Below are 19307 nucleotides of genomic sequence, written 5' to 3'. Positions count from 1 at the left end.
CGAACAAGGGCCTGGCCTTCTCAACAAGCCCCTTGCATCGCGGTATCGACCGCTTCCACAAGCATCTGCGCATGCTCTTCGGTAAACGCCAGCAGCGGACGGATTTTGAGCACGTTCTGGTGCGGACCGGCGGCGCTGATCAGCACGCCCTGCTCGCGCATCGCGTTGACCACCTGGCGGGCCTGCCTGGCTGCGGGTGCCCTGGTGGCGCGGTCGGTGACCAGCTCAACCCCAAGGAACATGCCGGCCCCCCTGACGTCGCCGATCATTTCATGGCGCTGGGCAAGCCGTGTCAGGCCGTCCAGCAGGTAGCTGCCAATGTGATGGGCCCTCTGCTGCAGGTGTTCTTCGCGGATGACGTCCAGCACCGCCTGACCTGCCGCACACGAGACCGGGTTGCCGCCAAAGGTATTGAAGTAGCGCATGCTCCTGCCGAAGTGATCGACCACCTGGGAGCGCCCGACGATGCCGGCAATGGGCTGGCCATTGCCCATGGGCTTGCCGAGGGTGACGAGGTCCGGGCGCACGTTGTGCCTGGTAAACCCCCACATGTTAAGGCCGGTACGCGCAAAACCCGGCTGTACCTCATCGGCGATGTACAGCAGGCCTTCGGCCTGGGCCAGCGCCACACCCTCGGCGATACAGCCCGCCGGCCCGGGCAGCACGCCGTCGCTGGAGAAGATGCCATCCAGCAGGATTGCCGCCGGGCGGATGCCGTGCGCCTTAAGGTCATCGATTGCGGCGCGCACGTCTGCGGCAAACATCGACGCCACGTTTTCGGCCCCCAGACGGTAAGCGTCAGGTGCGCGAACGGTGCGCACATGCGCCGGGAGCACCATGGCGCTGCCAAGCGATGGTGAAAGCTCGGCGATGTCTGCGGTGACGCCGTGGTAGGCGAACCGGGTGATGATGACGCCGGTGCCACCGGTGCAGTGCCTGGCGATGCGCAGCGCCAGATCATTCGCCTCGCTCCCGGAGCAGGTGAACATGACGCGATCCAGGTCATCGGTGAAGGTACCCAGCAACTGCTCGGCATAGTCGAGAATGCCCTCCTGCAGGTAACGGGTGTGCGTGTTCAGCACCTGCGACTGCCGATGCATCGCCTCGACCACCCGGGGATGGCAGTGACCGATGGAGGCAACGTTGTTGTAGGCGTCCAGATAGCGACGGCCGTGCTCGTCGAAGAGCCATACGCCCTCCCCTCGAACGGTGTGCAGCGGTCGCTCGTAGAACAGGCGGTATGCCGGGCCCAGTAACCGCTCGCGGCGCTCGATCAGGCAGCGCTGCGATTCCGAAAGCCGGGTGGCGTCGGCTGACGTGAAGCTGTTGATCATGCTCATGCTCGATTTGCTCGCAGGCAGGCCGAAGCAATTCGGTCTTCTGTTTCAGCGCGAGGCAGCGCCGACAGTGCCTTCAGGTTTGCCCAGGCACGCTGGGTGTTTCGAAGGATGTACTGGCGATTGTCCGGATGCAGTTCGGCGCGCCAGGAGTTGATGCACAGGGCCAACGCCAGGCGCGTGGCCAGCAGCTCGGGCAGCAGCGCCAGCTCCTGCTGGTTCAGGGGGTTGCACTGGTGGTAGCCGACAATCACATCCAGGGCCGGCTCCAGTACATCGCCTACCTGCCCAAGGTGGTAGGAAGCGGCAACCGCGACCTCGTTGACCAGGGGCGCATGCACCATGTCACCGAAATCGAGGATGCTGCGCAGCACATCGGGGTTGTGGGCATCCACGATGATGTTGTGCGGGTTGGTGTCATTGTGAATGACCTGCTTGCGCAGCCCGGGGATGCTTGGCACCACCACCGACGCATACTGCTCGAGGCTGCGCTGCACCAGGCTTCGTCCGGGGCCGGGTTCGATGTGTACCAGCAGCGGTCGAAGGTGCGCGGCGTGCTGCATGTCCCACAGCAGCGCATGCCCGGCGGCGGGGTGGGCAAACCCTTGCAGCGCCACGTCAAGCCGGGCGATGGACTGCCCGATGACCCGGCGAAACGTCGGTGTGGGGTGACTCACGCAGTGAAGGGGCATGCCATCTTCGAAGGACAGCAGCCGCGCCAGCATGCGTTGCCCGTCGATCTCGACGAAGGTGGCGTACTGGCCCTCAAGCGAGGGGTGCACGCGCTGAACCGCAAGCCCAGGATCGCGAAGCTCGATTCTTCGCATCGCCTGGTTGTGGAAGTCGACCACATCGGGGTTTTCAAGCGGGTGGGAGAGCTTGAACAACCGGGATGAGCCGTCTTGAAGCATCACGCGGAAATTGAGGTCGCGCTCGCCGCCCAGTTTTTCGAGCGTACCGCTCAAACCAAATTGCTGGCGCAGCACTGCACACGCCTGCGCATCGGTGACCCGTGCCGGAGCAGCTTCGAGCAGGCTGTCATCGACAGCCAGATTTTCAAGGGGCATGACTCGTATCCTTATACGGCCTTTGAATGGCGCCCCCGGTTTCAGGGGCGCCATGCATCACTTGTTGACCCAGGCGTTGAAGCGTTCCTCCAGGTCCTCACCGTGGTCGATCCAGAACTCGGCGTCGGTGGCACGGGCGTTTTTCAGGTTTTGCGGGGCGGTGGGCAGTTTTTCGCCCACGCGCTTGTCCAGCAGGTCCATCGCGCCGGTGTTGCTGGGCCCGTAGGGGATGGCCTCGACGAAGTTCTTCTGTTGCATGGGCTCGCTGGCGAACGCGATGAAGCGCTCGGCCAGTTCCTTTTTCGGCGCCCCTTTCACGATGGCCCAGTGATCGAGGTCGTAGAGGCTGCCATTCCATTGCATCGCGAACGACTGGCCTTCCTCCTGGGCAGAGGTGACACGGCCGTTGTAGGCGGAGGTCATGACCACGTCACCGGCGATCAGCCATTGCAGCGGCTGCGCGCCGGAGTCCCACCACTGGATGCTGGACTTGATTTCATCGAGCTTCTTGAACGCACGTTTGACACCCTCTTCAGTACCCAGCAGCGTGTAGAGGTCCTTGTTGTCTACCCCATCGGCGAGCAGCGCGAACTCCAGCGTGAACTTCGCGCCGCGGCGCAGGCCGCGCTTGCCGGGGTACTTCTTCAGGTCCCAGAAGTCGGCCCAGCCTTGCGGGCTGGAGGCGAGTTTGTTGGGGTCGTAGGTCAGCACGGTGGACCAGATGAAGATGCCGACACCACAGTCGCTGACGGCCGCAGGAATGAAGTCTTCCTTGTTGCCTATCCGGCTCCAGTCCAGCGGTTCGAACACCCCTTCGCTGCAACCACGGATGAGCTCGGGCGATTCGACCTCCACCACATCCCAGCTGGTTTTGCCGGTGTCGGCCATCACCTTGATCTTGGCCATTTCGCCGTTGTAGTCGTCGGCGGTGATGGCCACGCCGGTCTGGGCGGTGAAGGGTTTGTAGAACGCCTTCTCCTGCGCCTGGCGGTTGTTGCCGCCGAAGGACACCACGGTCAGCTTTTCAGCGGCATACAGCGGGCTTGCGATGGTTGCGAGCAATAGTACAGCTGCGATTTTCTTATTCATGCGTCTCTCCAGGTCAGCTACGGGTCGTGGGCAGCTTTAAAGGGATGGCAGTTTTCTTGTAGTGGCAGCAATCGATCGAACGTGACGCTTCCCCGGTGGGGACGGGACGCATTAAAACACATAATAAATATGATGCATCATATTTTACGCTACACTTGCCCTCACCAATGAACAGGGAACCCGCCATGACCGATCAACGTACGCTGCTTCTCACCGGTGCCAGCCGGGGCATTGGCCACGCCACCGTGAAACATTTCAGTGCTGCGGGTTGGCGCGTGTTTACCGCCTCGAGGCAGGACCTGGGCGAAGGCTGCCCCTGGGCCGAAGGCATCGCCAACCACATTCACCTCGACCTGGGGAGCGTGGAGGACATACAGCGCAGGCTTCCGGAAATCCGGGAAAAACTCGGGGGGCGGCTGGATGCGTTGGTCAACAACGCCGGCGTTTCACCCAAAGGCCCGGATGGGGAGCGACTGGGGGTGCTGGAGTCCGACTACTCGACCTGGCTGAACGTGTTCAACGTGAACATCTTCTCGACGGCCCTGCTGGCGCGGGGGTTGTTCGAGGAGCTCAAGGCGGCAAAGGGCTCGGTGATCAACGTCACCTCCATTGCCGGTTCGCGGGTGCACCCGTTCGCAGGGGTGGCGTATGCCTGCTCCAAAGCGGCGCTGTCGGCGCTGACGCGCGAGATGGCGCATGACTTCGGGCCCTATGGGGTTCGGGTGAACGCGATCGCCCCGGGGGAGATCGACACCTCCATCCTGTCCGCTGGCACCGAGCTGATCGTGGAGCGATCGATCCCGATGAAACGCATGGGCAAACCCGAGGAGGTCGCGGCGTTGGTGCATTTTCTCTGCACGCAGGGCGCTTCGTACGTCAATGGCGCAGAAATCCATGTAAACGGTGGGCAACATGTTTGAGTTACTCGATAATCGCTGCCGGTAGCCTCCCCTCTCCCGCCGGGCCTGCGCCGCACACGAGTACGCGATGAATTATCCGATTGAGCACCTGAAACACTCCTACCTTGGCAGCGGTATCTATGGCCTGCTGCGCGAAGCCCTCATTACAGGGCGCTTCCAGCCTAACGACCGGCTGCGCATACGCGACCTTGCCGAACAGCTGGGTACGAGTGTCACACCAGTGCGGGACGCGATTCTTCAACTGGCAAAGGAGCAGGCGCTGGTTCTGAAGACACCGCGGGACATTCGTGTGCCGGTACTGACTTCCAAGCAGTACCTGGAGATCAGGAGCATCCGGCTCTCGCTCGAGGGGTTGGCGGCCGAAACAGCTGCATCGCTGGCGACCGAGGAGCAAGTGGCGCGGCTGCAAACCTGCATTCAGAACAACCTGGTGGCGATCAAGGACAATGACTTGAGGTCCGCGCTGACCTTCAACCACGAGTTTCACTTCAGGTTGGCGGAAATCGCCGATATGCCGGTGCTGGTCAGCCTGCTGGATGGTTTGTGGATGCGTACCGGGCCGCTGATTGCCCGTGCCTACGGCGGGTTCAACGAGCGCATGGCGATTGATCATCACTGGGATGTGCTGGAGGCGTTGAAGCAGCGCGATGGTGCGGCGGCTCGCCTGGCGATCTGCAGTGACATTCTGGATGGGAGCCAGAAGATGCTGGAGTATGTTCAGATGGAGCATGACTGAAGGGGCGTGGTGCTGGCGATAACTCGGCATGCGACAGGCCGCATGCTGCAAGTGGCGCCGCTGGCGCTCTGAAACCGATTCTCACCCCTGTTCCGGCGTCCTGCCGACCGAAAAAATCCCCCTCCCCGTGCAATTCGTCGCCTCGGCTCGCCGCGCTCGCTCGACTGGATTACTGTATATGCAAACAGTATCCATATGGTGACGGAAATGACCCAAGACATTGAAGACTTTGACGGCTTCGGAGCGCCCACTGAGCTGGAGATGTGGAAGCACCAGGTGGTGCTCATTACGAATGAGGCCGAATACCTGACCCGAGAGCTGGGCAAGGCGCGCAGGAACATTGCCAAGCTTGTGGCGATGAACCAGGGGCTGACGAAGGACCTGCACGACCTGCAACTGAAATCGGCAGGGCGGGTGTTCCCCACGAGCTGCGCACTCAGTGGCAGCCCGGCACAGGAAATCGCGGAACTTCATAAAAACTCATAAGGCGTGTCGTCACCGTAAAACTTAGCGGAAAAGGCAGGAAACTTACACGGTGCACGACCCCATTAAAGTGAGAGCGAAACTTTTTTTGAACAAGAAATAAATTGTAACAATGACCTATTGAAATATTTTAAATACCAGGAACCCAACCTTTATTGACCAAAAAATGTGAAGCCGTGCGTTTTTATAGCTGGATGGAAACCCAGTTCAATAAAACCTCACCCGATGGTAACGTACGCTTTCGCATTGCTCAGAATAATAAAAACATGAGCAAACTTGTTGGTTGAATAAAGGATTAACGAATGACTATCGAGCGAGAGATTTTCTCGGCCCTTATCGCGCAGAACGCATTCCAAGGTGAAAAGCCGAGCGTACAAAGCTACGCCCAGCTCGCCGTAGACAAGGGGTTCAGAGCGCTTACGTCAAGGCAGCAGGCGGTGGTGAGCCCCTTCCTGAAGAAACAATGCGAGGGGATGAGAAAACCAAACGAAAAACACAACAACTGCCAAAACACGATAGCCGGTCGTGATTTGGTTGCAGCGCTTGAAAAAGCAGAAAGTTACAAGGGATGGCGCTGCGAAAGCTGCCGGAGTGCATCTTAAAAGCCAGAAAGCACCGCAAAAAGAGTAGCCCTCCAGAAAAGCTGTAAAGTAAAAAACACTATTGCACTCGCTACTCCTGACTGTTATTGCAGCAGGCCGCCATGGCCTGCTCGCAAGTTTTTCTTTTTATGCCCTGATCAGCCCACCCGCCAATCGTCGTTCACTCGTCACGCACCTGAGCGCCTTGAAAAAATAGTGCACGAAACAGCCCGATTCTTTTGCGCGGCCAACTTTTTTTAGAGAGAAAAATAGTGCCTATCTACCAGGCAGCACTACTGGTTGTGCGCCGGGTCATCGCTTACAGTGAGGCCAGCATCCGACAGCGATGTTCGGTGCGGGCGGGCTGGCACTCGTAGCCAGACCAATTAGCGGGCCTACCAAGAGCTGGCGAGTGCTTCAATGACGACGCTGCCCGTCAGAGCATCAACGCTTCCGGTGCAGTTCGGGTGACCAGGCGCTGCTCAGGACGATAACCCCGAAGATCACCAGGTACAGCCAGTATTGGCTCGGGTACGAGAAAGAGCCCACTTGGGCGACCACAAACACGCCGCCACCAACAACTAACCGCTGCCGACGCGTGAACCTCTGCCTGAGCGCTACCAGCTTGCTTCTCCACCCCATTGCCACGCTCCCTGTCTGGTCAGCGGCAAAGCATATCACCCCTATTCAATGATTCCGCCTCGCGCCAGATGCTCGACGCACCGCTGTGCGCTGAGCAGCTCATGGAGCTTGCGGAAGACAGGCAGGTGCCACGACCTCGGTATCAGGGCCAAGGGCGTGGCCAGAGAGATTTGAACGTATCGAATGTCATTGCAAAGACCGGATGTTGCTGGCTCCGCACTTTTAGCGGGGCCAGACAAAAGCTACCCCGGCTTGACGGAACACGTTGCGATGAATGTTGGCATGTAGTTGTCGATCAGAAATCGGGGCACCGGCTGAAAAGCTTCTTCGAAGCCTGTTAGCAGCAAGCCCGCCTCCAGCTGCCCGCTTATTTGCTCCGCTAACGTGTGACCAAATACGAATGCCTCACCTCTCGCTATCTTACCCTCAATTTCGTCAGCATTCAGATCGGTTATGTCTGCGTAAGGCAGTGTGAAGCGCGGTTTCATCAAACCGCTTTTAGCCAGGTCAGTAGAGCGGTCGAAAATGAATACTACCGGATTGTAAAAGCTGCTGAGCAACTTTCCTCCCTTACCGAGTACGCGATAACATTCAGCCCATACTTTACGAATATCGGGCACATACAGATTCGAGATCGGATGAAAAATCAGGTCAAATGACTCATCATCAAATTCAGACAAGTCCTGCATATCTCCCAAGACCGTGCGTAGAGAAAGATCGTCTCGCTTTGCAACCATATCATCCAATGCCAGCTGATCGCGAGAGGCATCCATCACAACCACTTCAGCCCCCGCAGCCGCCAACACGGGGGCTTGCTGCCCTCCGGAAGCAGCTAGGCACAAAATGCGCTTCCCTTGCACATCGTTAAGCCACGCTGTCGGGAGCTCTGCAGGGATAAGTTGTATTTTCCACTCCCCTCTTTGAGCAGCCTGAATAACTTCGGCAGAAACTGGCTTCGACCAATCACAACCTTCGCGAGCAAGTCGGTTCCAGACATTCTGATTATGATCATAAACATCTTTTGAGGAGAATCGGGCAGTCATCGTTACTTATCCCTACAGAAGAGAACAACGCCAAACAGTAAAGCAAGAAGGCTTTATTAGCCGTCACCATCGATCAATTCAAGGTAACAGGCCATATCAACTCAAACAATTACGTGCTTTGACTTTTGGCAAATCCGAAAAAAGCAAATACGCATTAATTATTCATTTCGGGAGAATCTCGATGCAAGATTAATTCAATGAAGACTTTTGAACATAACTGCCCAAGCCGATTCATGCAAGTATCACATTTCGGATACAAGGTGGACTCTAGATAGAAACCAGGTCGGCAGCTACGAGATCATACGCACACAGCGGTTACTCCAGCGCCAACTGCACCTCATCCAGCTCAAGTGATGGCGGTTCGAGCTCCAGCTGCGACTACCTCCTCCCCGCCTCCGCCACCATTTGCGGCGTGGGGCTTATCCCACGTAAATCGAAATACTGACAACGAGCTGTCTGAGCTGACCGGCTAGAAGGCCAGTAGCTACCAGCGCGGCTAGCTTGAAGAGCTCCATTGGCACTTCACCGAACGCTGCGGCAGATGACTATTGGTTGGCAGCCAGTACGCCCGAATGAAACTGGGTATAACGCTTCAAGCCATGCTGTCCATGGATCTGGCGTATCTGACAGGACAGCGTCCTGCGGACGTGCGGGTGCTGAGGAGGAACTACATCGAGGGCGTTGCCCTGGGCGTGAAGCAGCAGAAGACACACAAAAAGCTGCGGGCACTGCTTGAGGTTGACGGAGTAGAGCGCAGTTTAGTGGCCATGATCAGCATCATCCTGGCTCAGAATGAACAATAGGGGGGACAATGCGAAAGAAAAGAATTCCCAAGTGTGTTTCCAAGGCCTTTTTCCCTACCCTCAGAAACGCAAAAAGCCCTGAATAATCAGGGCTTTAGAAGTGGCGGAAGCGTAGAGATTCGAACTCTAGGATAGTTGCCCATCGACGGTTTTCAAGACCGTTGCCTTAAACCACTCGGCCACGCTTCCTCGTATTGCGGGCGCCATAATACCGAAATGAAACAAGCTGTCAAACTCTCTAGGTGGCTGGTCTGCGTGCCTCTGTTATGATCTTTGCATCTGAACGTTTCAAACCCACAGGAGTGTCGCCATGCGCGAACAGGATTACGCCGTCAACCACGGCCTGCAGGTCGAACAGCAAGAGGTCAGCCGCGTCCTGCGCAACACCTATGGCCTGCTGGCCATCACCCTCGCTTTCAGTGGTGTCATGGCCTATGTGGCCCAACAGATGCGCGTCGGCTACCCGAACATTTTCGTGGTGCTGATCGGCTTCTACGGCTTGTTCTTCCTCACCAACAAGCTGCGTGACTCGGTATGGGGCCTGGTGTCCACCTTCGCGCTGACCGGTTTCATGGGCTTCCTGCTCGGCCCTATCCTCAACCGCTACCTGGGCATGGCCGGCGGCGCTGAAGTGGTCAGCTCGGCATTCGCCATGACCGCACTGGTGTTCGGTGGTCTGTCGGCCTACGTGCTGATCACCCGCAAGGACATGAGCTTCCTGGGCGGCTTCATCACCGCAGGCTTCTTCGTGCTGCTGGGCGCTGTGCTGGCAAGCTTCTTCTTCCAGATCAGCGGCCTGCAACTGGCGATCAGCGCAGGTTTCGTGCTGTTCTCGTCGGTGTGCATCCTGTTCCAGACCAGCGCGATCATCCACGGTGGTGAGCGTAACTACATCATGGCGACCATCAGCCTGTATGTATCGATCTACAACCTGTTCGTCAGCCTGCTGCAACTGTTCGGGCTGATGGGTCGGGATGACTGATCCGAGCTTGTTTGGTTGAGTGTTGAAAAAGCCCGCTTCGGCGGGCTTTTTTGTGGGTGGCGTTTCAGGGGCGCTGTCTTCACGCTCGTTCACTGGCAAGGTCGACTCCTACGCCCTGCGGGCTGTAGCGCCAGATAATGCTGGCAAACTGGGCTACCCCAATCCCCGCGCGCGCCGTAGAATGCGCTCCTTTTTTCTGCCCGGGGCAGCAACACCCATGAGCTCACTCGAACAAGCGCCCGAACAGGCCAATGAACTGGTTCTAGGCCTGGAAGACCGGCCCCGGCCGCTGATCGCCCTGCTCGCTGCCCTGCAGCACCTGCTGGCGATCATCGTGCCTATCGTTACCCCCGGCCTGCTGATCTGCCAGGCACTCGGCGTATCGGCCCGCGATACCAACCTGATCGTGTCGATGTCGCTGGTGATCTCCGGGATCGCCACCTTCGTGCAATGCCGACGCTTCGGGCCCTTCGGCGCCGGGCTGTTGATCGTGCAAGGCACCAGCTTCAACTTCGTTGGCCCGCTGATCGCCGGCGGCGCGCTGATGGTCAAGCAAGGTACGCCCGTAGAAGGCGTGATGGCGGCGATCTTTGGTGTGGTGATTGCCGGCTCGTTCGTTGAGATGGGCATTTCGCGCATCCTGCCGTTCGTGAAGCGCCTGATCACCCCCCTGGTCACCGGCATAGTAGTGCTGATGATCGGCCTCACGCTGATCAAGGTGGGCCTGATCAGCATGGGCGGCGGTTTCGGCGCCATGGCCAACGGTACCTTCGCCAACGGCGAAAACCTGCTGCTGTCCGGCGTGGTGCTGGCCATCATCGTGGTACTCAACCGCATCCCGGTGGTGTGGATGCGCAGTTGCGCGATCGTGATCGCGCTGGCCGTCGGCTACGCACTGGCCGGCTACCTGGGCCGCCTGGACTTCACCGGCATGCATGAAGCCGCCGTATTCCAGGTGCCGGTGCCATTGCACTTCGGCCTGAGTTTCTCCTGGGCGCTGTTCATTCCGATGCTGGTGATCTACCTGGTGACTTCGCTGGAAGCCATCGGCGACGTTACCGCCACCAGCAAGGTGTCGCGTCAGCCGGTCGAAGGCCCGCTGTGGATGCAACGCATTAAGGGCGGCGTGCTGGTCAACGGCGCCAACTCGCTGCTGGCCGGTGTATTCAACACCTTCCCCAGCTCGGTGTTCGCGCAGAACAACGGCGTGATCCAGCTGACCGGTATCGCCAGCCGCCATATCGGTATCTGGATTGCCGCAATGCTGGTGATTCTGGGGCTGTTCCCAAGCGTGGCCGGGGTGATCCAGGCGGTGCCGGAGCCGGTGCTGGGTGGCGCTGCGATGGTGATGTTCGGTGCCGTAGCGGCCTCGGGTATCAACATTCTGGCCAGCATCAGCCTGGACCGTCGCGCCCTGCTGATCATCGCGGTGTCCCTGGCGCTGGGCCTGGGCGTGGCGCAGGTGCCGGAATTCCTGGCGCACATGCCATCGGCACTGCGCAATGTGCTGGAGTCTGGCGTGGCAACCGGCGGCATCTGTGCGCTGGTGCTGAACTGGTTCCTGCCCGAGTCCAAAGCGCAGAACTGAGGCCGCTTGCCAAGCTGCCCCAACCAGGCCCGCGCCCACAAGGCGCGGGCTTTTTGCTTTATCATGGGCGCAGTTTTGCTGACAGAGCCTGCCATGAAGTTCGCCCTCGCGGTATTTTCCCCCGGCCATGCGCCCTCCTCGCGCCGTGCACTGCTGTTCGCCCAGGCTGCCCTGGCCAGCGGGCACGAGATCGTGCGGCTGTTTTTCTATCAGGATGGCGTGCACAGCGCCTCGGCCAACGTGGTCGCGCCGCAGGATGAGCTGGACGTGCCGGCGCAATGGCGTGCCTTCGTCACCGAGCACCAGCTCGATGCGGTGGTGTGCATCGCCGCCGCCCTGCGCCGTGGCGTGTTGAACGCCGAAGAAGCCCAGCGTTATCAGCGCCCTGCCGTGAACCTGCCCGCGCCGTGGGAGCTGTCGGGCCTGGGTCAGTTGCACGAGGCTGCACAAACCGCCGACCGCCTGGTCTGCTTTGGAGGCGACTGAAATGGCCAAGTCATTGCTGATTATCAGCCGCCAGGCCCCCTGGGCCGGCCCGTCGGCCCGCGAGGCACTGGATATCGCCCTGGCCGGCGGCGCCTTCGACTTGCCGCTGGGCATGCTGTTTCTGGATGACGGCGTGTTTCAGCTGGCACCTGCACAGCAACCGGCACAGCTGCAACAGAAGAACCTGGCGGCCAACCTCCAGGCGCTGCCGATGTTCGGCGTGGAGGCCCTGTTCGCCGACGCCCGCAGCCTGCTCGAGCGCGGCCTGGACGCTGAACACCTGACACTGGACGTCGAGGTACTCGACGACGCTGCACTGGCAGCCCTGATCGACCGTTTTGACCAGGTGGTAACCCTCTGATGAGCACCCTGCACGTCATTTCCCACTCGCCCTTCGGCGATAATCGCCTGAGCAGTTGTCTGCGCCTGCTGGGCAGCAACGACGGCCTGCTGCTGTGCGGCGACGCGGTGTACGCGCTGCAGCCCGGCAGCGAGCCGCTGAAGGCGCTGCAACAAGCCAACCTGGGCGCAAGGCTGTTTGCGCTGGAAGAAGACCTGCAAGCTCGCGGTATCTCCAGCGACGCGGCCCGGGCCATCGACTACCCGGCGTTCGTGCAGCTGTCGCTGGACCACGACAAGGTCAACAGCTGGCTATGAGCACCCTGAGCCTCGACAACCGCGACATTGCCCTGGACAAGGACGGCTTCCTGGTCGACCTGAAGGACTGGTCAAAGCCCGTGGCACAAGCCCTGGCCGAGCGCGAAGGCCTGGAACTGACTCCCGAACACTGGGAGGTACTGGAGCTGCTGCGCCAGTTCTACCAGGAGTTCGAGCTGTCGCCGGCCACGCGCCCGCTGATCAAGTACACCGCCTTGAAGCTGGGCCCGGACAAAGGCAACAGCCTGCACCTGAACCGCCTGTTCAACGGCACCCCCGCCAAACTTGCCGCGAAGCTCGCGGGCCTGCCAAAGCCGACCAACTGCATATGACTGCCCCTACCCCGCTCACCCTCGAAACGCCCGCCGAACACCCCTTCGCTCAGTTCGTGCGCATTTTGGGCAAAGGCAAACGCGGCGCCCGCGGCCTGACCCGGGAAGAAGCCCGCGAGGCCATGGGCATGCTGCTGGACGGCAAGGTCGAGCAGACGCAGCTGGGCGCCTTCCTGATGCTGCTGCGTCACAAGGAGGAGAGCCCCGAGGAGCTGGCCGGCTTCACCGAAGCCGTGCGCCAGCGTGTACAGGCACCGCCCATCGCGGTCGACCTGGACTGGCCGAGCTATGCGGGCAAGAAGCGCCACCTGCCGTGGTTTCTGCTGGCGGCCAAGTGCCTTGCGAAAAACGGTGTGCGCATCCTGCTGCACGGCGGCGGCGCTCACACCGCCGGGCGCCTGTATACCGAACAGGTGCTGGAACAGGTGCAGATCCCGCTGTGCCGCGACTGGGCCAGCGTCGCCAGTGCCCTGGACGAGCACTGCATCGCGTTCATCCCCCTGCAGGACTGGGCGCCGCGCCTGCAGCACATGATCGACCTGCGCAACACCCTGGGGCTGCGCTCGCCCATTCACTCCCTGGCACGGGTGCTCAACCCGCTGGGGGCGCGGTGCGGCCTGCAGAGTATCTTCCACCCCGGCTACCAGGCCGTACACCGCGAAGCCAGTCGGCTGCTGGGCGATACGGCGATTGTGGTCAAGGGTGACGGCGGTGAAATCGAGATCAATCCGGATGCCACCAGCCACCTGTACGGCACTGCCCATGGCCAAGACTGGGATGAAGAATGGCCGCAGCTGTCGGCCCAGCGCCATGTGAAGCCGGCCAGCCTCGACCTGCAGCACCTGCTGGCAGTATGGCGCGGCGAGGCCCGCAACAGCTACGGTGAACTGGCTCTTGTATCGAGCATGGCGCTGGCGCTACGCGGCTTGGGGCAAACCCGAGAGGACGCCTTCACACAGGCGCAGCACTGGTGGGATCAACGCCTGAGCTAGGCGACTGATCGGGGTTTTCGATCAAACAGGCCGATGCTTTGCGCCATTGGTTCGAACTTGAACCCGTACACTGGGCTCCAAGTTGAACGAATCGCCAAGGAGACCACCATGGGCCTGTTGATCGACGGCCGCTGGCATGACCAGTGGTATGAAAGCAGCAAAGACGGCACCTTCCAGCGCGAGAACGCGCAGCGGCGCAATCAGCTGCCCGCAGCCGACGCCGGGCGCTATCACCTGTATGTGTCGCTGGCCTGCCCCTGGGCGCACCGCACGCTGATCTTTCGCACGCTCAAGGGCCTGGACAAGCTGATCGACGTGTCGGTGGTCAGCTGGCTGATGGGCGAGAACGGCTGGACCTTCGACGCAGCCCTGGGTTCGACGGGCGACAAGCTCGACCAGCTTGAATTCCTGCATCAGCGCTACACCCGCGACGACCCGCATTACACCGGCCGGGTCACGGTGCCGGTGCTGTGGGACAAGCAGGAACAACGCATCGTCAACAACGAGTCGGCAGAGATCATCCGTATCTTCAACACAGCCTTCGACGGGCTGACCAGCAATCGCCTGGACCTTTACCCCGAGCCGCTGCGCGCAAGCATCGATGCACTGAACGAGCGGATCTACCCTGCCGTGAACAACGGCGTGTACCGCGCAGGCTTTGCGACTACGCAAAAAGCCTACGAGCAGGCGTTCGACGAGCTGTTTGCCGAGCTGGATGCACTGGAAAAGCTACTGAACGACCAGCGCTACCTGGCCGGCGAATACCTGACCGAAGCTGACTGGCGGCTGTTCACCACGCTGATTCGGTTCGATGCGGTGTATCACGGGCACTTCAAGTGCAACCTGCGGCGCATCGCCGATTATCCGAACCTGTCGAACTGGCTGAGGGAGCTGTACCAGTGGCCGGGGGTGGCCGAGACGGTGAACATGGAGCATATCCAGCATCACTATTACATGAGCCACAAGACCATCAACCCGAACGGGATCGTGCCCAAGGGGCCATTGCAGGACTTTGCGGCGCGACATGACCGGGAGCGGCTGGTTGGCCGGGGGATTTGGGACAAGACCAGTTTTTGAGCAGGGGTTGAAGGGCCCCTTCGCCAGCAAGGCTGGCTCCTGCAGTGGGTCGCGTGAACCTGCAGGAGCCAGCCTTGCTGGCGAAGCTGTTGTTACTGAGCCCCTTCGAACCACGCCAGCTTCTCGCGAAGCTGCACCACCTCGCCCACGATCACCAGCGTCGGCGCATGCACTTCATGCTCCGCCACCAGTTGCGGCAGGTCGGCCAGGGTGCCGGTAAACACCCGCTGGTTGGTGGTAGTGCCCTGCTGCACCAGCGCCGCCGGCGTACTAGCCGCACGACCGTGACGAATCAGCTCGGCACAGATGGTCGGCAAGCCCACCAACCCCATGTAGAACACCAGGGTCTGCGCAGGCGCCACCAGGTCATTCCACGGCAGGTTGCTGGTACCGTCCTTGAGGTGACCGGTCACGAAGCGCACCGACTGGGCATAATCGCGGTGGGTCAGCGGGATGCCGGCATACGCCGAACAGCCGCTGGCCGCGGTGATGCCCGGCACCACCTGGAAGGGTATGCCATGCTCGGCCAGCTCTTCGATCTCCTCGCCACCCCGGCCGAAGATGAACGGATCGCCGCCCTTGAGGCGCAGCACGCGCTTGCCTTGCTTGGCCAGGGTCACCAGCAGCTGGTTGATCTGGTCCTGCGGCACACTGTGATCGGCACGGCGCTTGCCCACGTAAATGCGCTCGGCGTCGCGCCGGCACAACTCGATGATGGCGGGCGCCACCAGGCGGTCGTACAACACCACATCGGCCTGCTGCATCAGGCGCAGCGCACGGAAGGTCAGCAAGTCCGGATCACCCGGCCCCGCCCCCACCAGGTACACCTCGCCCGAGGTCTGCGGCAGCGCGCCGTCCACCTTGGCCTGCAGCAGGCGTTCGGCTTCGGCGCCCTGCCCGGCCAGCTGGCGCTCGGCAATCGGGCCCTGGAACACGTCTTCCCAGAACCCACGACGCTGGTTCACGTCGGGGTACAGCTCCTTGACCCGATGGCGAAAGCGCGCGGCCAGGCCGGCCAGTTCGCCATAGGCGGCAGGAATCCAGGTTTCCAGCTTGGCGCGGATCAGGCGTGCCAGCACCGGCGCATCGCCGCCGCTGGACACCGCTACCACCAGTGGCGAACGGTCGACGATCGCCGGGAAGATCACCGTGCACAAGGCCGGCGCATCCACCACGTTGACCGGCACACAGCGCTGGCGCGCATCGGCCGATACCTGGGCGTTGAGCGCCTGGTCGTCGGTGGCGGCGATGATCAGCTGGCAACCGTCGAGGTCGCTTTCGTGATAGCCGCGGGCCAGGGTCTGGCCGCCACTGGAGCGTGCCAGTTCGGCCAGTTGCCCCTCGATTTCAGGGGCAACCACCCGCAGCACGGCACCTGCATCGGCCAGCAGGCGAGACTTGCGCAGGGCAATCTCGCCTCCACCCACGACCAGCACCTGGCTGCCCCGCAGGTTGTGGAACAGCGGCAGGAACTCCATTTAACCGATGATCTCCAGGCCACCCATGTAAGGCTTGAGCACGTCCGGTACACGGATGCTGCCATCAGCCTGCTGGTAGTTCTCCAGCACTGCCACCAGTGTACGGCCTACAGCCAGGCCCGAGCCGTTGAGGGTGTGCACCAGCTCCGGCTTGCCGGTCTCCGGGTTGCGCCAGCGGGCCTGCATGCGGCGCGCCTGGAAGTCGCCGCAGTTGGAGCACGAGGAAATTTCGCGGTACTTGTCCTGGCTCGGCACCCACACTTCCAGGTCGTAGGTCTTCACGGCACTGAAGCCCATGTCGCCGGTGCACAGCGACAGTACGCGGTAAGGCAGCTCCAGCAGTTGCAGCACGCGCTCGGCGTTGGCAGTCAGGCCTTCGAGGGCTTCCATCGACTTGCCCGGCTCGACCACCTGGACCATCTCGACCTTGTCGAACTGGTGCTGGCGGATCATGCCGCGGGTATCGCGACCCGACGCACCGGCTTCGCTACGAAAGCACGGGGTGTGGGCGACGAACTTGATCGGCAGTTGCTTGGCATCGACGATTTCGCCGGCCACGATGTTGGTCAGCGACACTTCGGCCGTCGGGATCAGGTAGAAGTCGGCCTCGCCTTCGCGGCTGATCTTGAACAGGTCTTCCTCGAACTTGGGCAGCTGGCCGGTGCCTTGCAGCGCCGGGGCCTGTACCAGGTACGGGGTGTAGGCTTCCTCGTAGCCATGCTCGGCGGTGTGCAGGTTGATCATGAACTGCGCCAGGGCACGGTGCAGACGGGCGATCGGGCCGCGCAGCAGGGCAAACCGCGCGCCCGACAGCTTGGCTGCGGTCTCGAAGTCGAGGTAGCCGTTGCGCTCGCCCAGGGCGACGTGGTCCTGGATCGCAAAATCGAAGCTGCGCGGGGTGCCCCAGCGGCGCACTTCGACGTTGTCGTCTTCATCGGCGCCCACCGGTACGCTGGCGTCCGGCAGGTTGGGAATGGTCAGCAGGATAGCGTCCAGCTCTTCGCGGATACCTTCCAGCTCTACCTTGCCGGCAGCCAGTTCGTTGGCCATGCGCTCGACGTCGGCCATCAGCGGGGCAATGTCCTCACCCTTGGCCTTGGCCTGGCCGATGGATTTGGAACGGGCGTTACGCTCGGCCTGCAGCTGTTCGGTGCGGGTCTGCACAGACTTGCGGCGCTCTTCAAGTGCTTCGATGCGCGCGACATCCAGGCTGAAGCCACGGGAAGCCAGGCGATCCGCCACTTCCTGAAGTTGGCCGCGTAACAGTTGGGAATCGAGCATATCGTTTTCTCGCTGGTTCAGAATTTGGTCAAGGACAAACCGGCCCAGGTGGCGAGCAGGCCACCCACTACACTGAGGCTGGCATAGCCGAACGCCAGGGGCGCTTGCCCGCTTTCGAGCAGGCGTACGGTGTCCATGGAAAAGGATGAAAAGGTCGTCAGGCCGCCAAGGAAGCCGACGATCAGGCCTGCGCGCAGCTCGACCGGCACCAGCGGGCGATGCAGAAACAGCCCGTAGAGCAAGCCGATCAGCAGGCAGCCAATCAGGTTGACCGCCAGCGTACCGAGATAGAAGTGGCGTGGCCAGTGGGCATTGACCCAATTTCCCGCGGCAAAGCGCAGCAGCGTGCCGGCAATGCCCCCGGCGCTGACTGCGGCCACCAGGGCAATCATGGCTTCCTCCGCTGGCGCGGGCTCAGGCGATCGAGTTCGGCCAGGTGGCGCAGCTTCTCGCCGATCTTCAGTTCCAGGCCGCGAGGCACCGGCTGGTAGTACTGGCGCGGCGCGAGGTCATCGGGAAAGTAGTCTTCGCCCGCCGCATAGGCATCGGGCTCGTCGTGGGCATAACGGTACTCGTCGCCGTAGCCCAGTTGCTTCATCAGCTTGGTGGGTGCGTTGCGCAGGTGCAGCGGCACTTCCAGCGAACCATGCTCGGCGGCTTCGCGCAGGGCGGTCTTGAAGCCCATGTACACCGCGTTGCTCTTGGGCGCACAGGCCAGGTACGTAATGGCCTGGGCCACCGCCAGCTCGCCCTCGGGGCTGCCCAGGCGCTCCTGCACGTCCCACGCGGCCAGACACAGGCTCAGCGCACGCGGGTCGGCGTTGCCGATGTCTTCGCTGGCCATGCGCACCACGCGCCGCGCCAGGTACAACGGGTCGCAGCCGCCATCGAGCATGCGTGCGAACCAGTACAGCGCCCCATCGGGGTTGGAGCCGCGCACCGATTTGTGCAATGCGGAAATCTGGTCGTAGAAGGCCTCGCCGCCCTTGTCGAAACGTCGACGGGTATCACCGAGCAGGCTTTGCAGCAGCTCCACCCCGATCTCGCTGCCGTCTTCGGCCAGGTCCGAGGCATTCTCCAGCAGGTTGAGCAGGCGCCGGCCATCGCCATCGGCGGCAGCCAGCAGCATCTTGAAGGCTTCGTCGCCCAGGCTCAGGTTGCGCTTGCCCAGGCCGCGCTCCTCGGTCAGTGCGCGCTCCACCAGGCGGTGCAACGCGGCTTCGTCCAGGCTCTTGAGCACATACACGCGCGCCCGCGACAGCAGGGCGTTGTTGAGTTCGAACGAGGGGTTTTCGGTGGTGGCGCCGATGAAGATCAGCGTGCCGTCTTCCACATACGGCAGAAAGGCGTCCTGCTGCGACTTGTTGAAGCGGTGCACTTCGTCGACGAACAGGATGGTGCGCCGCCCGTACTGGGCGGCCTGCTGCTTGGCGATCTCCACCGCCTGGCGGATCTCCTTGACCCCGGCCAGTACGGCTGAAACGGTCTCGAAGTGCGCCTCGCAGAACTGTGCCAGCAAACGCGCCAGGGTGGTCTTGCCCACCCCGGGCGGGCCCCAGAAGATCATCGAGTGCAGCGCGCCCTGCTCCAGTGCCTCGCGCAGCGGCTTGCCGCGCGCCAGCAGGTGCTGCTGGCCGACGTATTCGTCCAGGTTGGCCGGGCGCAGGCGCGCGGCCAAGGGCTGGGCAACAGGGTCACTTCGAAACAGGTCCATGGACGCGGGCTTGACCTCT

The 19307-nt window shown here is 61.5% G+C and carries 21 protein-coding genes and 1 tRNA gene; 13 read left to right on the top strand and 9 right to left on the bottom strand.

The window, feature by feature from the left end; translation table 11 throughout:
• Window positions 1–20 precede the first annotated feature (20 nt).
• Genes DN388_RS09280 through DN388_RS09270 form a run of 3 tightly spaced genes read right to left on the bottom strand, consistent with a single transcriptional unit; the run spans window position 21 to window position 3493 of the window.
• Window positions 21–1340 carry an aspartate aminotransferase family protein gene (locus DN388_RS09280; RefSeq protein ID WP_254999016.1) on the bottom strand — a complete coding sequence of 440 codons (1320 nt, stop codon included), beginning with the start codon at window positions 1338–1340 and terminating at the stop codon, window positions 21–23.
• Window positions 1337–2404: a phosphotransferase gene (locus tag DN388_RS09275; protein WP_254999014.1), complete on the bottom strand. Its 1068-nt coding sequence runs from the start codon at window positions 2402–2404 to the stop codon at window positions 1337–1339. The genes DN388_RS09280 and DN388_RS09275 overlap by 4 nt, the downstream gene beginning before the upstream one ends.
• A gap of 57 nt (window positions 2405–2461) precedes the next feature.
• Window positions 2462–3493, bottom strand: a complete 1032-nt coding sequence (locus DN388_RS09270) for an ABC transporter substrate-binding protein (RefSeq protein ID WP_043861036.1) — start codon at window positions 3491–3493, stop codon at window positions 2462–2464.
• Between the two features lie 185 nt (window positions 3494–3678).
• On the opposite strand from DN388_RS09270, the gene DN388_RS09265 reads away from it, so the two are divergent.
• The 4 genes from DN388_RS09265 to DN388_RS09250 all read left to right on the top strand — a co-directional run bounded on the left by DN388_RS09265 (window position 3679) and on the right by DN388_RS09250 (window position 6234).
• On the top strand, window positions 3679–4413 hold the full coding sequence (locus tag DN388_RS09265) for an SDR family NAD(P)-dependent oxidoreductase (RefSeq protein ID WP_043861035.1): 735 nt from the start codon (window positions 3679–3681) through the stop codon (window positions 4411–4413).
• A 67-nt stretch (window positions 4414–4480) separates the two neighbouring features.
• Complete coding sequence (locus DN388_RS09260) at window positions 4481–5149, top strand: GntR family transcriptional regulator (RefSeq protein ID WP_043861034.1); 669 nt, start codon at window positions 4481–4483, stop codon at window positions 5147–5149.
• Between the two features lie 207 nt (window positions 5150–5356).
• On the top strand, window positions 5357–5635 hold the full coding sequence (locus DN388_RS09255) for a hypothetical protein (RefSeq protein WP_254999009.1): 279 nt from the start codon (window positions 5357–5359) through the stop codon (window positions 5633–5635).
• A gap of 299 nt (window positions 5636–5934) precedes the next feature.
• Complete coding sequence (locus DN388_RS09250; protein WP_043861032.1) at window positions 5935–6234, top strand: hypothetical protein; 300 nt, start codon at window positions 5935–5937, stop codon at window positions 6232–6234.
• Window positions 6235–7097: 863 nt separating this feature from the next.
• Here the strand turns inward: DN388_RS09250 and DN388_RS09245 are convergent.
• Window positions 7098–7898: a class I SAM-dependent methyltransferase gene (locus DN388_RS09245; protein ID WP_254998997.1), complete on the bottom strand. Its 801-nt coding sequence runs from the start codon at window positions 7896–7898 to the stop codon at window positions 7098–7100.
• Between the two features lie 572 nt (window positions 7899–8470).
• Here DN388_RS09245 and DN388_RS09240 point away from each other — a divergent pair.
• Window positions 8471–8701, top strand: coding sequence for a hypothetical protein (locus DN388_RS09240; protein ID WP_153002488.1), 231 nt, complete (start codon window positions 8471–8473; stop codon window positions 8699–8701).
• Window positions 8702–8802: 101 nt separating this feature from the next.
• Here the strand turns inward: DN388_RS09240 and DN388_RS09235 are convergent.
• A tRNA-Ser gene (locus DN388_RS09235) sits at window positions 8803–8890 on the bottom strand.
• Window positions 8891–9011: 121 nt separating this feature from the next.
• Between DN388_RS09235 and DN388_RS09230 the strand changes: the two genes are divergently transcribed.
• The 8 genes from DN388_RS09230 (at window position 9012) to DN388_RS09195 (ending at window position 14815) form a co-directional block, all read left to right on the top strand.
• The gene (locus tag DN388_RS09230; protein ID WP_043860836.1) at window positions 9012–9683 is read left to right on the top strand and encodes a Bax inhibitor-1/YccA family protein; all 672 of its coding nucleotides are present in this window, start codon (window positions 9012–9014) and stop codon (window positions 9681–9683) included.
• Between the two features lie 217 nt (window positions 9684–9900).
• Window positions 9901–11271: a nucleobase:cation symporter-2 family protein gene (locus DN388_RS09225; RefSeq protein ID WP_043860837.1), complete on the top strand. Its 1371-nt coding sequence runs from the start codon at window positions 9901–9903 to the stop codon at window positions 11269–11271.
• Between the two features lie 93 nt (window positions 11272–11364).
• Complete coding sequence (gene tusD / locus DN388_RS09220) at window positions 11365–11757, top strand: sulfurtransferase complex subunit TusD (protein ID WP_043860838.1); 393 nt, start codon at window positions 11365–11367, stop codon at window positions 11755–11757.
• A 1-nt stretch (window position 11758) separates the two neighbouring features.
• Window positions 11759–12118 (top strand): sulfurtransferase complex subunit TusC, encoded by a 360-nt coding sequence (gene tusC, locus DN388_RS09215; protein WP_043860839.1) that lies wholly within the window; start codon window positions 11759–11761, stop codon window positions 12116–12118.
• Window positions 12118–12414 (top strand): sulfurtransferase complex subunit TusB, encoded by a 297-nt coding sequence (gene tusB, locus DN388_RS09210; protein ID WP_043860840.1) that lies wholly within the window; start codon window positions 12118–12120, stop codon window positions 12412–12414. Before tusC ends, tusB begins: the two co-directional genes overlap by 1 nt.
• Window positions 12411–12746, top strand: coding sequence for a TusE/DsrC/DsvC family sulfur relay protein (locus DN388_RS09205; RefSeq protein WP_043860841.1), 336 nt, complete (start codon window positions 12411–12413; stop codon window positions 12744–12746). The genes tusB and DN388_RS09205 overlap by 4 nt, the downstream gene beginning before the upstream one ends.
• Complete coding sequence (locus DN388_RS09200; RefSeq protein ID WP_078480769.1) at window positions 12743–13738, top strand: glycosyl transferase family protein; 996 nt, start codon at window positions 12743–12745, stop codon at window positions 13736–13738. The genes DN388_RS09205 and DN388_RS09200 overlap by 4 nt, the downstream gene beginning before the upstream one ends.
• A 108-nt stretch (window positions 13739–13846) precedes the next feature.
• Window positions 13847–14815, top strand: coding sequence for a glutathione S-transferase family protein (locus DN388_RS09195; protein ID WP_054915098.1), 969 nt, complete (start codon window positions 13847–13849; stop codon window positions 14813–14815).
• Between the two features lie 92 nt (window positions 14816–14907).
• Here DN388_RS09195 and cysG read toward each other — a convergent pair whose 3' ends face one another.
• The 4 genes from cysG to DN388_RS09175 are packed head-to-tail and all read right to left on the bottom strand — an operon-like array spanning window position 14908 to window position 19288.
• Window positions 14908–16293 carry a siroheme synthase CysG gene (gene cysG / locus DN388_RS09190; protein WP_043860844.1) on the bottom strand — a complete coding sequence of 462 codons (1386 nt, stop codon included), beginning with the start codon at window positions 16291–16293 and terminating at the stop codon, window positions 14908–14910.
• Window positions 16294–17574 (bottom strand): serine--tRNA ligase, encoded by a 1281-nt coding sequence (gene serS, locus DN388_RS09185; RefSeq protein WP_043860845.1) that lies wholly within the window; start codon window positions 17572–17574, stop codon window positions 16294–16296.
• A gap of 17 nt (window positions 17575–17591) precedes the next feature.
• Complete coding sequence (crcB, locus tag DN388_RS09180) at window positions 17592–17966, bottom strand: fluoride efflux transporter CrcB (protein ID WP_043860846.1); 375 nt, start codon at window positions 17964–17966, stop codon at window positions 17592–17594.
• Entirely contained in the window at window positions 17963–19288 is a 1326-nt protein-coding gene (locus DN388_RS09175) for a replication-associated recombination protein A (protein WP_043860847.1), read from the bottom strand. The genes crcB and DN388_RS09175 overlap by 4 nt, the downstream gene beginning before the upstream one ends.
• Between the last annotated feature and the right edge of the window lie 19 nt (window positions 19289–19307).

The sequence above is a fragment of the Pseudomonas sp. S12(2018) genome, assembly GCF_024355235.1.
Classification (GTDB): Bacteria; Pseudomonadota; Gammaproteobacteria; order Pseudomonadales; family Pseudomonadaceae; genus Aquipseudomonas; species Aquipseudomonas palmensis.
This window is presented reverse-complemented; position numbering and strand designations above follow the sequence as displayed.